The sequence below is a fragment of the Paenibacillus mendelii genome (genome assembly GCF_024498075.1).
Taxonomy (GTDB): domain Bacteria; phylum Bacillota; class Bacilli; order Paenibacillales; family Paenibacillaceae; genus Paenibacillus_Z; species Paenibacillus_Z mendelii.
In genome coordinates this window covers 742,641-756,187 of the sequence record NZ_JANHOF010000003.1, presented here as the reverse complement: position 1 = coordinate 756,187, position 13,547 = coordinate 742,641, and the positions used below count along the sequence as shown (strand labels likewise).

The 13,547-nt window shown below is 51.0% G+C and carries 10 protein-coding genes; 2 read left to right on the top strand and 8 right to left on the bottom strand.

From position 1 onward, the window contains the following. Positions 1-147 precede the first annotated feature (147 nt). Positions 148-1,965, top strand: coding sequence for a glycoside hydrolase family 30 protein (locus NNL21_RS14100; RefSeq protein ID WP_204819594.1), 1,818 nt, complete (start codon positions 148-150; stop codon positions 1,963-1,965). Between the two features lie 142 nt (positions 1,966-2,107). Here the strand turns inward: NNL21_RS14100 and NNL21_RS14095 are convergent, their stop codons facing one another. Together NNL21_RS14095 and erm are read right to left on the bottom strand one after the other, a co-directional pair. Next, positions 2,108-3,553, bottom strand: a complete 1,446-nt coding sequence (locus tag NNL21_RS14095) for an ABC transporter substrate-binding protein (RefSeq protein ID WP_204819593.1) — start codon at positions 3,551-3,553, stop codon at positions 2,108-2,110. A gap of 195 nt (positions 3,554-3,748) precedes the next feature. Beyond that, positions 3,749-4,603, bottom strand: a complete 855-nt coding sequence (erm, locus tag NNL21_RS14090; RefSeq protein WP_204819592.1) for a 23S ribosomal RNA methyltransferase Erm — start codon at positions 4,601-4,603, stop codon at positions 3,749-3,751. Positions 4,604-4,919: 316 nt separating this feature from the next. Between erm and NNL21_RS14085 the strand changes: the two genes are divergently transcribed. Next, positions 4,920-5,804, top strand: coding sequence for a pentapeptide repeat-containing protein (locus NNL21_RS14085; protein ID WP_204819591.1), 885 nt, complete (start codon positions 4,920-4,922; stop codon positions 5,802-5,804). 104 nt (positions 5,805-5,908) lie between these two features. Here NNL21_RS14085 and NNL21_RS14080 read toward each other — a convergent pair whose 3' ends face one another. The 6 genes from NNL21_RS14080 to pstC all read right to left on the bottom strand — a co-directional run bounded on the left by NNL21_RS14080 (position 5,909) and on the right by pstC (position 13,361). Next, complete coding sequence (locus tag NNL21_RS14080) at positions 5,909-7,951, bottom strand: iron ABC transporter permease (protein WP_204819590.1); 2,043 nt, start codon at positions 7,949-7,951, stop codon at positions 5,909-5,911. After that, a complete protein-coding gene (locus NNL21_RS14075) occupies positions 7,948-8,985 on the bottom strand; it encodes an ABC transporter substrate-binding protein (RefSeq protein ID WP_204819589.1) in 1,038 nt (345 codons plus the stop codon). The genes NNL21_RS14080 and NNL21_RS14075 overlap by 4 nt, the downstream gene beginning before the upstream one ends. A gap of 47 nt (positions 8,986-9,032) precedes the next feature. Then, complete coding sequence (locus NNL21_RS14070; RefSeq protein WP_204819588.1) at positions 9,033-9,887, bottom strand: ABC transporter ATP-binding protein; 855 nt, start codon at positions 9,885-9,887, stop codon at positions 9,033-9,035. A 267-nt stretch (positions 9,888-10,154) separates the two neighbouring features. Beyond that, positions 10,155-11,318, bottom strand: a complete 1,164-nt coding sequence (locus tag NNL21_RS14065; RefSeq protein ID WP_204819587.1) for a methyl-accepting chemotaxis protein — start codon at positions 11,316-11,318, stop codon at positions 10,155-10,157. Positions 11,319-11,517: 199 nt separating this feature from the next. Then, positions 11,518-12,405 carry a phosphate ABC transporter permease PstA gene (gene pstA, locus NNL21_RS14060; RefSeq protein ID WP_204819586.1) on the bottom strand — a complete coding sequence of 296 codons (888 nt, stop codon included), beginning with the start codon at positions 12,403-12,405 and terminating at the stop codon, positions 11,518-11,520. Then, positions 12,402-13,361 (bottom strand): phosphate ABC transporter permease subunit PstC, encoded by a 960-nt coding sequence (gene pstC / locus NNL21_RS14055; protein ID WP_204819585.1) that lies wholly within the window; start codon positions 13,359-13,361, stop codon positions 12,402-12,404. The genes pstA and pstC overlap by 4 nt, the downstream gene beginning before the upstream one ends. Between the last annotated feature and the right edge of the window lie 186 nt (positions 13,362-13,547).

Below are 13,547 nucleotides of genomic sequence, written 5' to 3'. Positions count from 1 at the left end.
ATCCACCATTCTTTCGTAAACCCATCGCACGGAAGGGAGTGATCGGCATCGCGGGTAAGTCGCGGTATCGCGGGTGAATCAATGCTTTCTGTCCATAAGCACGGTACACATGCAAAAGTCCCAACATCCTAGGGAAGGTGGTTTTTCATGATTCAAACCCTGTTGAAAAGGCTGGCAAGTGTTGGAGTCGCCATGAGTGTTATGCTGACGACGGTGGTTGTGCTGCCGATTACGGCCAACGCAGCTTCGGATGTCACGGTCAATTGGAACGACGTTAAACAAGAGATTGACGGATTTGGGGTATCGCAGGCAGGCTGGTCAGATGCAATTTATGATTTATCGGAGCCTGTACGAAGCCAGGTCATGGACCTGCTGTTCACGCAAGAAACCGGTATTGGAATATCCATTTTTAGAGGTGAGATTTTCCCGCAGTTCAACCCATCGCCCGGGACGTATAATTTCAATGCCAGGCCTGACCAGGTTTGGGTGATGCAGCAAGCGAAAGCTCGAGGCGTCGATAAGATTATCGCAACCAGCTGGAGTCCTCCGGCATGGATGAAAACGAATAATTCCACAACGAATGGCGGATTCCTCAAGTCCGAGAACTATGGTGATTTTGCCCTCCTCATGTCGAAGTTCATTAAGGAATATGATCAGCAGTTCGGGATCGACCTGTACGGGGTTTCCTTAACGAATGAACCCAACTCGATGACCTTCCTCTCCTGGAATTCCAGCGAATGGAATTCAACCAACATCCAAGTATTTTTGAAGGATTACCTCAAGCAAGCTATGATCAATCAAGGCGTACAAGACACGAAAGTCATTGCCGGCGAATCTTCGTGGTGGTCGGAGGATTTGGTAAAGGACGCACTCGATGACCCCGCTTCGGCAGAACGGATCGACATTGTTGCCGGTCATAACTACCCCGTCCCGGTTGTGAACGTGGAGCTGCCTACCACTCCTTTTACCAAGGCTGCTTCCAAAGGCAAAAAAGTATGGATGACCGAAGTCTCGAAGGTGGACTCCTATGATCCGGGAATGACATCCGGGTTAAAATTCGCTAGACAAATTCATGATTTCATAACGAAGGCCAATGTCAACGCCTGGATGTACTGGACTGGAGCAATTCCAGGCAACAATGATGAAGGATTAATCAATGTGTACAAGGACACGAATACCTATCAATTGACGAAGAGATACTATGCTTTCGGTAATTTCAGCAAATTCATTAAACCTGGCTATGTTCGAATAGGCGCTCCGGACAATCCCCAAACAGGCGTATTTACTTCAGCTTATAAAGACCCGGCTACAGGGAAATTCACGATTGTTGCAGTCAATGACAGCGACAATACAGCCGAACTGAACTTCCTGCCGAGCGGATTTACAGCCGGGAAGCTAACTCCCTACATTACCAACAGCGAATTGAATATGGCGAAGGGGCCGAACGTCCCGCTGTCGGGCGGCAAGTTCAAGACGCTGATTGCACCTAAGAGCGTCGTAACATTCGTCGGGGAGAATGGTTCTTCAGCCGACCCTGCGGGACAGACATTGACCGACGATCTGAACAATTGGACCAAAACAAGCTCACATACGGGCAACCTCGCATTCGATTCATCCAACAGCTTCTTATACTTCAATAATGACGGCTCGCGGGTCAAACGGACAACAGGAACCACGGAAAGCTTTGTTTATAACCTCCAGAATATTACCAACTTCACGGCAACCCTGTATCACGCCAGCGTTTGGAATGGTGTAGCCTTCTACACGTCTCCCGACAATGTGAACTGGACGCCTGTCGTGCATATCAGTACGCCGGGTGTCTACACCTTGGGCCAGTGGTACAGAAAAACCTATTCGCCTCTAAGCGCATTGCCTGCAGGCACTCAGTATCTGAAGGTCGAGTTGTCCGGCTCCGATTCATGGGAGAAGCAGGTTTCCAAGATGGTCATTAATTACGCTCCTTAACGACGCTCTATGCAGATGTAACATGAGATCCGCTAATGCAGCGGATCTTTTTGTCTATAACCCCTTCGCCCGTTGTGTTCTCTAATAAACGACAATGACTGCCGATTCGATCGGCAGCCCGTTGTCTTCGTATTCGTTCCATTTAGTTTGCATTCGTAGTTGTGGTGGTCGTGGCCGCATTAGACACGTCCGCTTCAGCCGGCTTGTTCTTCTCCTTCGCCTGCTCCCGATCCATGATTTGCTGACCTCGGGTCTGCACCAAAGCGAGTGCCTCATCAAGCGACTTCTTACCATCGAATGCACCCTTCAGCTCTTCCTGGCCGACCGTCATAAACTGCATGAAGAACTCTTGCGGCAGCTTCTCGTAGTCCTTATAGATGGATGATTGCGCCGGCTTCAGACTATAGAACGCTTGCATATTGTGATTACCGTCGTCTTTCAAATAATTGGTTCGGACCTGAAAACCGCCATTTTGAACTTTCGAAGCGACTCTCGCATACTCCTCGCCGGTTACATAGCTGACAAAATCCTTGGCCGCTTCCGTGTTCACGGATTTTGAATTAATCGCAAAAATTTGGTTGAACGACATATTCGGGCTCGTATCCGGACTCTCCGGATTGACAGGGACGGTGACGATATCCCAGTTTTGGATCGCCTTATCCTTCACTCTCGTCTGCGCTTCCTTGATATTGTCCATAAAATAGGCGCCCTCGAGCTTCATCGCCGCCCTCCCGGATATGAAAGGATCGCGCAGGAGATAGTCCTCATAGGTTTGATTAGAGCCGCTCATGCCATTGGGATCCTCCGTGTATAGAGCGCCGGATTTCAATCCCTTCCATGCACTCTGAAAAACATTCTTCCATGCTGACGTATCTATGGTGACCTGCTTGCTCGTGGCGTTAACCATGCTCAGATTCTGTGAAGCACCTATCATCGTTCCCAATTGATAGAGATCACTATTATATCCCAAGCTGAGCCCATAGACCCGCTTATCCTTCGCACCGTCAGTAGGGAACCGCTGTGCCAGATCAAACAGCTTGTCCCAGCTCATCCGATCCTCCGGCAGCGTGATACCATACTTGTCAAACAGATCCTTATTATAGAAAATCGCCTGACTATAGAAGTTCGAGGGTAGACCGTATATTTTCCCCCCGCCAATTTCCTTTACGTAGTCAATAAGGCCGGGAATCAAAGTCTCCTTGTTGTAATCTTTATCTTCCACCAGTGTATCCAGCTCAAGCAGCTTACCGTCCTCGGCATATTGGGTCAACTGCTCCGTTGAAAGCATGAGGACATCCGGCTGCTCCTCTGCAATAAATTTATCAAACTCGGCTTTCATATCCTTCTGCGGATCAATCGGACCCGTTTGTTGTTGGGTAACGACTGTAATATCCACCTCCGGGTGAAGCGCGGAATAGACCATACCCAGCTGGCTATAGAAGGATCTTTCATCGTAATACATCACCTTCAGCGATGAGCTTGCTTCCCCATTCTGTGAACCGCCGCCAGAGAAACTGCAGCCCGACAATACAACAGACATCGTTAAAGCACCAATCAAACCGATACGTTTGTAACCAAAGCCTTTCAATCCATCCACTCCATTTCCAGTATAAAGTAATATTTACCAATTCTATCATTCTAACACAGTTATCCCGCCTGACCCTAACTTTAGCTATATTTAAGATAAGCCCTCCACCTGCAATCCGTTTTTTTTACACAAAATAATAAGGACCCGCCGCAGCGGGTCCTTTCCATCTGAATGTGCATGAAGACTATCTTACACCTATTTTTTTCGAATATATTTCTTCGATATTCTAGGCCATCTCCATGGTTCAACATGTTGAACCATCGCAAGGAAAAGCTCCCCCCACTGCTGCTCGGTCAGAGAACAAATCGGTTGATTCCTATCGATTCTTAGCATTCTCACCAGCTTTGTGATTTGAGGCGACCTAAAAACATCCGTTAAAGCTGCGTAAAACGGGAATTGCGGATATTGCAGTCCGTGTTCAGCCAGAGCCATAAACCTTAAATGATGATGAGGGGGAACCGTGAACTTCTTCTTCTTGCGAATGGTTAAGACCGCTGATTCCACGCGAGGCGGCGGTGAAAAATGGTGTGGCGGTACACTCCGGACGAGCTTAATATCATACCACATTCTCCATTTCAGAATGCGCGGATCGGTAACCGAATTAACTGTAAACCGCTGGGCTGCACCTTTTTCAACAATCAGCACAGCCCGCTCTAACATGACGGTTGGATAATCGAGCAGCTTTCTGAGTATGGGCGTCGTAATCGAATACGGAATATTGGCGACGACCGTGAACGGCCCCTTCGGTAGGCTGTACTGCAAAAAATCAACCTGCTTGACTCGAATATTGGTTGCTTCATTCAGCTTATTCAACAGTTTGCCTGCGAACGCAGGATCGCTCTCTATCGCCGTCACGTTTGCCGCTCTTGCTGCGAGCGGGAATGTTATCGCCCCCGTGCCGGCACCAATATCCAGTACGGTATCTTTCGGCTTTATCTCTGCAAGATCGATTAGGTCATGGATTAGACGTTGGTTAATTAACAGATGCTGTGCAGAGAAATTGGAAGCTATCTTGGCTATCCCACGATTTTTAATATTATTTTTGGACATGACAAATACACCCCATTCATTCGTAATTAGCAATGAAAAAGGCACAGTTCAAATAAACCTACGCATTTTCTAAAAAATGGCTAGGCTTATATGCTCTGTACCCTCATTACCGTATACGTATGAATGCGATGCAATACATGAAGCGAGGCCTCCCTCAATAATTCTGTGTTCCAAAAAACATCTTTAAGTATAGCAGAGCTATCGTATTGCCGTCTACGGCTGCAGCTTGTAAGCATCTCTCTAGTAGCAAGACAGAATTGACGGAAGATATTTTCAGTAATAATATAAAAGAATTGAAACGGAGGGAGGCTGCACATTGTCTAAGAATCACGAAAGTACAGGATCAATCCCCGATCAGAACCGCCTCCGTCTGCAGGCTGACTGCGAGCAATGCTTTGGTCTATGCTGTGCTTCACTGCCCTTCGCAGCTTCGGTTGACTTCTCAATAGACAAAGACGCCGGTCAGCCCTGCCCGAACTTGCAAACGGATTTTCGCTGCGGCGTTCACGACAGCCTCAGGCAGCGGGGCTTCCGGGGCTGCACGGTATATGACTGCTTCGGCGCGGGTCAACAGGTATCTCAAGTTACCTTCGGAGGACAGGACTGGCGGCAAGCACCCGGTTCTGCGAAGCAAATGTTCGAGGTGTTCCCGATCATGTGGCATCTCCATGAGCTGCTTTGGTATCTGACCGAAGCGCTGGAGCTGCCGCCAGCCCAGCCAATCCAAGGCGAGCTCAACGCGGCGCTCGCTAAGACGGAACGGCTCACTCGTCTGAGCTCGGAATCACTGATGGAATTGGATGTAGCCGCACACCGGGCAGAAGTCAATTCCCTGCTATTAAAGACAAGCGAGCTTGTGCGTGCGGAAGCCCGCCGCCAGCAGCAAACCTCATCGGGACGTCAGAAGACTTTCAGCCGGGGAGCCGATCTCGTCGGTGCCAAGCTCAGAGGCGCTGATCTTAGAGGAGCCAACCTGCGAGGGGCTTATCTCATTGCCGCTGACCTCAGAGGGGCCGATCTGAGAATGGCCGACCTCATCGGAGCCGATTTCAGAGATACCGATCTCAGCGGTGCCGACCTCAGTAAGAGCATCTTTCTCACACAAGCCCAGGTCAACTCGGCGAAGGGCAATTCCGATACGAAGCTGCCTCCGCTGCTTCACCATCCATCGCACTGGTCGAATACAAGCAAGCGACGCTGATCCTCAGCAAGTCCTGGACTGCTGAACGCTCCACAGCAACAAAAACCCGGCTGCAGCAGCAGCCGGGTTTTTCGTTGCCTTGCCTATATCACAACTTCACAAGCCTAAGACGCTTTCCGTCTAAAGGTCCGCACCATCAGGAACAAGAAATACGGAGCTCCGATCAAGGTGATCAGCATACCCGAGGGAATTTCAATGGGCGCGAGCACCGTACGCCCAAGAGCATCCGTCAGTACAAGCAGCAGCGCCCCGAACAAGCTGGACAGAACAATGGACTGCCGTGTATGATGCCCGATCAGAACGCGCACCGCATGCGGTACGATTAAACCAAGGAAACCGACTGTGCCGACTACGGACACCGCTCCGGCGGCAAGCAGAACACCGACTATCATCGCAGCTAACCTCGTTTTGCGAACCGCTAAACCCATCCCTGTCGAGCTCTCATCACCGAATGCGAGAAGATCGAATCTGCGTCCAAGATACCAAGCGATTGGCAGCAGCACAATGAGAAAGATAGAGATTAACTTGAATTGCTCCCAGGTCCGCCCATAGGTAGAGCCGGTAAGCCAGATGTAGCCGGAGCTTCCCCACAAGGAGCCTCGGACGATCAAGGCTTGAATCCCCGCCGCACCAAAGGCAGATACTGCAATTCCCAATAAAATCAATACGGAAGGATTCAGGTTCTTGCGCCATGCAAATAGGAAGACGCATGCAGCTGCTGCAGTCCCTCCGACCATCGCAGCAAGCGGCATCAGGCTGACAGGCACCTGCGGCCAAGCAATTAAGATAAGCATAGCCCCGAAGCCCGCTCCCGAGGTGACTCCGATAATCGAAGCATCGGCAAGCGGATTCCGAACCGCTGCTTGGATTAGCACCCCGCTTACCGCAAGCGCAATACCTGCCCCTGCAGCCACGAAGGTTCGGGGTAGACGCAAGTTTAATAATACCGAATAGGAAGACTCATCCCCCCCCAGCAGACTGGCGAATAATTGCTTCAGCGGAATTGTAGTGCCTCCCATGGTCATGCTGATCAGTATGAGTCCGATAACTATAATGAACGAGAATATCACGAGACGATTATAGTTTACTTTAGCCGGTCGGCCGCCTACATTCATCGACATCTGTAGGCCGGAACCCGTTAACCCCTTCATCTTCCGCAGAACGAGCCAGACTAGCCAAGGTGCACCAATGATTGCCATGACCGCGCCAATCGGCATCTCACCGAGGCTGCTTCTTATCACTCTGGACAATACATCCGCCGTCGTAATGAGGATAGCTCCCCACAACGCTGCACCTGGAAGGAGCCATCTATGCTTGCGCAAGCCAACTAACCGAATCAGATGCGGTGCGACTAACCCGACGAAGCCGATCGGCCCGACGACGCTCACCACAACGGCTGCCACGAGAACAGCTAATGCCAGTCCAATGAATCGGGTCAGGTCGACCTTCTGGCCAAGTGAGCGCGCCGTGGCTTCATCCAAGTCAAGCACATCGAATGACTTGCCAAGAAGGATCGCCAGAATTAGTATTCCGATCACCCATGGGAGCGCATATTGAACACCGGTCCAATTAACCTGCACCAGGCTGCCGGCGCCCCATAAGAACAAGTTTTGCGTTTCCGTTGCTTTGAAGATGTGGATCGCCCGCGTAAAAGATTCAATGACCAGCGATACAATCATTCCGGCTAGCGCCAGGCGAATAGGGCTTGCCGTCCGTCCCCCGCCAAGTATATAGGCAACCATGGCGGCAATCGCTCCGCCAAGAGCAGCGAACAAGAGCGGCGAAGTTGAGAGAACCGCCGGGAAGAAAGCTGTGCCGAGCACAACCATGAAGTAAGCGCCCGAGTTAATCCCAAGCGTATCCGTAGAAGCTAGCGGATTCTTCGTTATGGTCTGCAGCAGCGCTCCCGCAACGGCCAAGCCCGCACCAGCCAGCAAACCGAGCAAGGTTCTGGGCATTCGCAAATCCCAGACAATGTTATGTCCGGGTATGTCCTGTCTATGGAACAGCGCGTCTATGACGGCTTGGAACGAGACCTTCGCCTCACCGAAGCACAGACTAAGAAAGAAGAGAACAATTAGGGCGGCAATGCCGCCCCCGAATACCCCAATGACTCTCCATAACGATTCCGAATGCTTCTTCATCATTTTGTCAGAGCAGCTACAACGCGTTCAACAATCGTTTTCGAAGATAGCGGTCCGCCGAAAGTCCACGTACTGCCATCAATCGGATAGGTTCGCTTCTCCTTCACGAAGTTCAGCCCGTTCCATACCTTATTGTCTTTAAGCGGCTCGCCAAATACATTATCGTCTGCTTGAACAATGTAGATAAAGTTAGAATCCGTTACTGCCGGCAAGGCTTCAATCGTCGAAGTCGTAAAGCCGTACTTCTCAAATTTATCCGATTTCCAATCATTCTTGAGTCCGATCCGGTCTAAGGTTTGCGAGACAGTAGACGTATCAGTGAACATCCGCAGTGTGATGGCATTCTGAGACGTGAAAGCCTGAGAGGCAACATAATTCAGATCCGCTTTGCCGGCGGCGGCAAGCTTGGCTTTGGCGTCTTCGTAATATTGATCCAGGTCCTTCCAGACCTTCTCGGCTTCGTCCGTCTTACCCAAGGCAAGGGCAATGGTGTTGAAAATATTCTCCATACCGGTATACGCATCGCCCTCGTCCGGATAAGGATCGAATTCAATCGTCGGCGCAATAGCATTCAATTGGTCGTAGATTGCGGCGTTATTGTCGGTATTCGAGATAATCAGATCCGGCTTCAACGCAGCAATCGTCTCCAAGTTCGGCTCCCAACGCAAGCCGACGTCTTGCACATCCGCGCCTAATGCCGCTTCCGCCGTTACCCATTTTGCGTATTCCGCATTATCGGCGTTACCTGCCGGCTGAACGCCAAGCGTGACGACGGATTCCGCAAATATCCATTCCAGCACAACAACGCGCTTTGCTGGCTTGTCTAATACCGTCTCTCCTTTATTATGCTTGATCGTGATTGGCTGCTCTGCAGCCGTCTCTCCTGGAGATTCCGTATTCGTAGAGGCCGGTGTGTTCTTATCAGCAGAACCATTATGCTTGCCTGTATTCACATTGCCGTTGTTCGAAGAGCCGCAGCCCGATACAATTAACAGGATCAACAGCGTTAAACCACCTAGGTATAATGATCTTTTCATTTCTCTATTTCCCCTCTTTATTAGAAATAATCACGCACACAACACATTTACGCTAACACTTTGACTTTGTCCAGACTGCTGCTCACCGAAGGCAGTGCTTCCGAGCTGATTTCCTGATCCGCTGCCAATCCGTAGGGCAGGCATAGAGGCGCGCCATGGCGTGGATCCGGAATGACATCCGCATCAATATTGAAGACATCGCGCAGCATATGGCTGGTCACGACTTCCTCCGGGTTCCCTTCATACAGAACGACACCGCTCTTGAGCGCAACCAGATGATGAGCATATCTGGCTGCATGATTCAAATCGTGCAGAACCATAATAATCGTTCGCTTCTGCTCTTGATTGAGCTTCTCAAGCAGGATCATGACTTCCATCTGATGCGCCATATCCAAGAACGTGGTCGGTTCATCGAGCAGCAGCACATTCGTCCCTTGAGCAACGGCCATGGCAATCCATGCGCGCTGGCGCTGCCCTCCGGACAACTCGTCGACAGCCCGATCGCCGAACTCCGACATACCGGTTGCATGCAGCGCCCAATCCACCATCTGATTGTCTTCCTGCGTCAGATTGCCAAACCCCTTCTGATGAGGAAATCGGCCGTACGAGACCAGCTCGCGAACGGTTAGTCCTTCAGGCGATGTCGGGTTTTGCGGAAGAATCGCCAGCTGTTTGGCGACTTCCTTGGTTGGTTGACGGTGAATCAGCTTCCCGTCCAAATAGACGCCGCCCGCTGCCGGATTAAGAATACGGGCCATGGACTTCAGGATCGTCGATTTCCCGGAGCCGTTAGCACCCACCAGTGCCGTTATTTGACCATCCGGAATGTGCAGGTTCAGCCCCTGTACAATTTGCCTGCTGCCGTATGCAAGAGAAAGTTGATTCGTTGTCAAGCGGGACATCTATCATCACACCAATCTTTCATTGATTATCATTCTCATCATCACTCAGGAGAATGATAATCGTTATCACTGAATCTGTCAAGATAAAATGCTGCTTCTTCGTTCCGTTCTCATATTGTGGGTTCTCCGGACTACGGGCAACCCGGGCTTGAAGAAGGCAATCAAGGCGGTGACCAACATACTGCGAGAAAAAACAGGCTCCCGCGGCAGCCTGCTCCTTGTTGAATGGACTTCGATTGATGCTCGTACTCTGCCTGCTGTCAATAATTAATAAAGGTGGATCCCGCCTGTCTGCATGTCGTTCATGAGCTGCCTGATATCGATCAGGACCCGTTCCGATTGCCGGTAAGCATGACCGGCCAAGTTCCCGATTTGGACGGCACTTGTGCGGTTGCTTCCAGCCGCGTGAAATAACTGTTCGAACGCACTGGAAGCTTCATTCACGGAATCCCCGCTTGCGATCGCGTCATTCCTCCCATCCTCCACAAGCTCGACCGTGAGCTTTACGGCTTCCGTAATCGAACGTATGAGGCTGTTGATTTCACCGGCGGACTGTTTCGTTTGCGCAGATAGCTTCCGAATTTCGTCAGCAACCACAGCGAAGCCCCTCCCATGCTCTCCCGCGCGCGCAGCCTCAATAGAAGCGTTGACTGCCAGCAGATTGCTCTGATCCGCAAGCTCATGGATCAGCTTGGATACGCGGTCGATGGCATCCGCCCTTCTCTGAAGCTCTCCGATCTGCTGCACTTGATGTGTCGTCTTGTCCGTCAAACGGTGGAACACGGATGCAACCTGGTCGAGCTCATGCTTTCCCTTGAGCGTCAGATCGACCATCGTTTCAGACATCCGCTCCCCAATCTTCGCAGCTTCGAGCACTTCGACGACCGACTTGTCGATGTCACGCATCATATCATCCGCACCGGTCACCGTGCGGATCTGGGCCTGCAAGCTCTCCTGCTGCATCATCCGGGACAGCTTAAGCAGGTCAGCCATGGTCAATATGCCAGCCGTACGGCCCTGCTCCATGAGGATTACACAATCATACAGCGTCTTCTCATCACGTCCAAGGGCACGCTCGATAAGCTCCTGCTCCATGATCGACTGCTCTACCATAAGGGCCTCGCTGTCCATCAGCTTAACGATGGAGCGGTCGTAATATAGCTCTTTGCCGTAACGATGCGTTTGAAGCAGTGACAACCGGGACTTCATGACTAGACCAATAGGCCTCTCATTATCATCGCTGACGACGACGCACTCACAATCGGTTAGCGCATTGAATTTATCGATCACTTCCCGGCATTTAGAAGAGGGATGAACGTTGTAAGCTGGTCTCATAAAATCATGAAAAGTCGATGCATGTTCCCTCTCTTGAATCGCCTCTGCTGCAGCACCTTGCTCGAGCCCGCTGATGGTGACACCCGTTCTGGTCATGGCATGTGCTCCCTTCATTAATCTGTCTCTATGTTTTTACTATAGGACTTTAGCATTAACGGAAGGATAACGGAGTGTAAATGGAGTGTGAAAATGGATAAATATAGACTTCATATCGCGATAATCAACAAAAAGCCCGTTCGGATTAACATATCGTTATCCTGAACGAACTTCGGTGTCATCCTAAATTCTGAAGAGATCAACGGGTTCTTCGCACATGTAGCAGAAGAGGAAGCCGGAACAGCACATTAATCAGCAGGACCACGAATACGAGGACCGCAGCTGCTTTATCGGCAATCTCTGCTGCATCCGGAACGATGGCCTCAGACTGTACATACCACAGATGCACCGCAAGCGTCGCGCCCGGGGAGAACAAGCTGAAGTCCCACATTTCCCCGGAGGTCGATACCCCAGCCGTCAGAATGATCACCGCGCTTTCCCCGAAGGCTCTTCCTGCTACGAGGCAAATACCCGTTATTATTCCATTGAGTGCGACTGGAATAAGCACGCGGCGAATGGTCTGCAAATGCGTACCGCCAAGGGCGAAAGAGGCATTCTTCATCTCGCTCGGCACAGCGCGAATGGCTTCCTCTGTCACCCGAGTCAGGACGGGAAGATTGAGGAAGGCAAGACTTACCGCTCCCCCAAGTATCGTCAATCCCACTTGAAAGACTTCAACGAAAATCGCGATGCCGAACAACCCGAAGATGATCGAAGGCACGGAGGCAAGACCTTCCACGCAAATCCGCACAAAGCCGATAAACGTATTGTCGGGAGCGAATTCGGCCAAGTAGATGCCTGCCGACATTCCAAGCGGTATAGAGATAAGAAGCGAGATGATAAGGACGTAGAAGGAATTGAACAACGTGGGACCGATCCCGCCTCCGGGGTCGATTTCACTTGGTAAGCCATACAAGAAGTCTAGACTAAGTTTGGGTAACCCTTTCTGCAGGATAAGAAACAACAGCCCGCAGATGAACAGAATCGTGCAGATGCCGACCGCCCAGACGATCATCGTGAATAACTGGTTGCGCTTATGGCTCCAGCCTTTTCTCGACGCGAATGCTGATTTCGATTCAGCGCTCATGAGACAGCTCCCTTTCTTTGCAGCATACGAATAGCAACAATCATCAGAAGCGAGATCAAGAGCAGCAGGAAGCCCATCATGTACAGCGCATAGTTCCATGTAGAGTCGAAGGGAACATTCGCGATTTGCATCACAATATTGCTTGTCAGCACGGCTGTTGGCTGGAACAGCGCGCTGGCCAGCTGCGGTGTGTTGCCGATGACCATCACGACCGCCATCGTCTCTCCGATTGCACGGGCCATACCCAGAATGCCTGCATACATGATGCCGCTGCGCGCAGCCGGGAGGACGACCTTGACGATCGTCTGAAACCGAGACGCGCCGAGCGCATATGAGGCATCTCGATATTTCTTCGGCACGGCGGTAATGGCGTCGTCGCTAATACGGCTAATCGTCGGCAGCACCATGATGGTGAGTACTATTGCTGCCGCAAGAAGACCGTCTCCAATGTTTGTGCCCGTGATATCGCGTAGCACGGGAATCAGAATGGTCATGCCCAGAAATCCGTAGACAACGGACGGGATCCCTACAAGCAAATCGAGTACCGGACGGAGGAGCGTCCTCAGCCAGCGCGGGGACATCTCGGCTAGAAACACGGCTACAAGAACCGAGATGGGGACGGAGATAAGCATGGTCAGCGCCGTCAGCACGAAGGTTCCGGATATGAAGACGAGTGCGCCATATTGTTCATTCTCAGGTACCCACTCGGTGGAGAAGAAGAACTCGGCGACAGACACTTCATTGAACGTCAGCATCCCCGTTCTCCCCATGAGGAATAGGATGGAGAACAAGATCAAGCAGACGAATATGGCGCTTGCAATACAGATCACTTTGAAGGTGCGGTTATAGAAAGACAGTCTGGTTCTGCGGTCGAACGATCGGCCTGAGCGGGTGTGGAGACTTCTGCCCAGCTCGCCGGCCACCCCTCCGCCGCTGGATGCCTTGACGTCCAGCATGTTGATTCCTCCTAAAAGTTATGTGGAGCGTTACTTACATATTTTACTTCGCAACAAAACTTGCTTCGTAAGCATAGGCTTTGTTTTGTGGAACTCTTCGCTTCCGTAGGAGCGAGGTGGAACAAAACTTGCTTCGTAAGCATAGGCTTTGTTTTGTGGAGATCTTCGCTTCCGAAGGAGCTGTGG

What these genes read in the sequence shown, in the direction of transcription:
- NNL21_RS14100 (WP_204819594.1), top strand. Translation starts at nt 148, where the DNA reads ATGATTCAAACCCTGTTGAAAAGGCTGGCAAGTGTTGGAGTCGCCATG.
- erm (WP_204819592.1), bottom strand. Translation starts at nt 4,603, where the DNA reads ATGTCCAAAAATAATATTAAAAATCGTGGGATAGCCAAGATAGCTTCC.
- NNL21_RS14080 (WP_204819590.1), bottom strand. Translation starts at nt 7,951, where the DNA reads ATGATGAAGAAGCATTCGGAATCGTTATGGAGAGTCATTGGGGTATTC.
- NNL21_RS14075 (WP_204819589.1), bottom strand. Translation starts at nt 8,985, where the DNA reads ATGAAAAGATCATTATACCTAGGTGGTTTAACGCTGTTGATCCTGTTA.
- NNL21_RS14070 (WP_204819588.1), bottom strand. Translation starts at nt 9,887, where the DNA reads ATGTCCCGCTTGACAACGAATCAACTTTCTCTTGCATACGGCAGCAGG.
- NNL21_RS14065 (WP_204819587.1), bottom strand. Translation starts at nt 11,318, where the DNA reads ATGACCAGAACGGGTGTCACCATCAGCGGGCTCGAGCAAGGTGCTGCA.
- pstA (WP_204819586.1), bottom strand. Translation starts at nt 12,405, where the DNA reads ATGAGCGCTGAATCGAAATCAGCATTCGCGTCGAGAAAAGGCTGGAGC.
- pstC (WP_204819585.1), bottom strand. Translation starts at nt 13,361, where the DNA reads ATGCTGGACGTCAAGGCATCCAGCGGCGGAGGGGTGGCCGGCGAGCTG.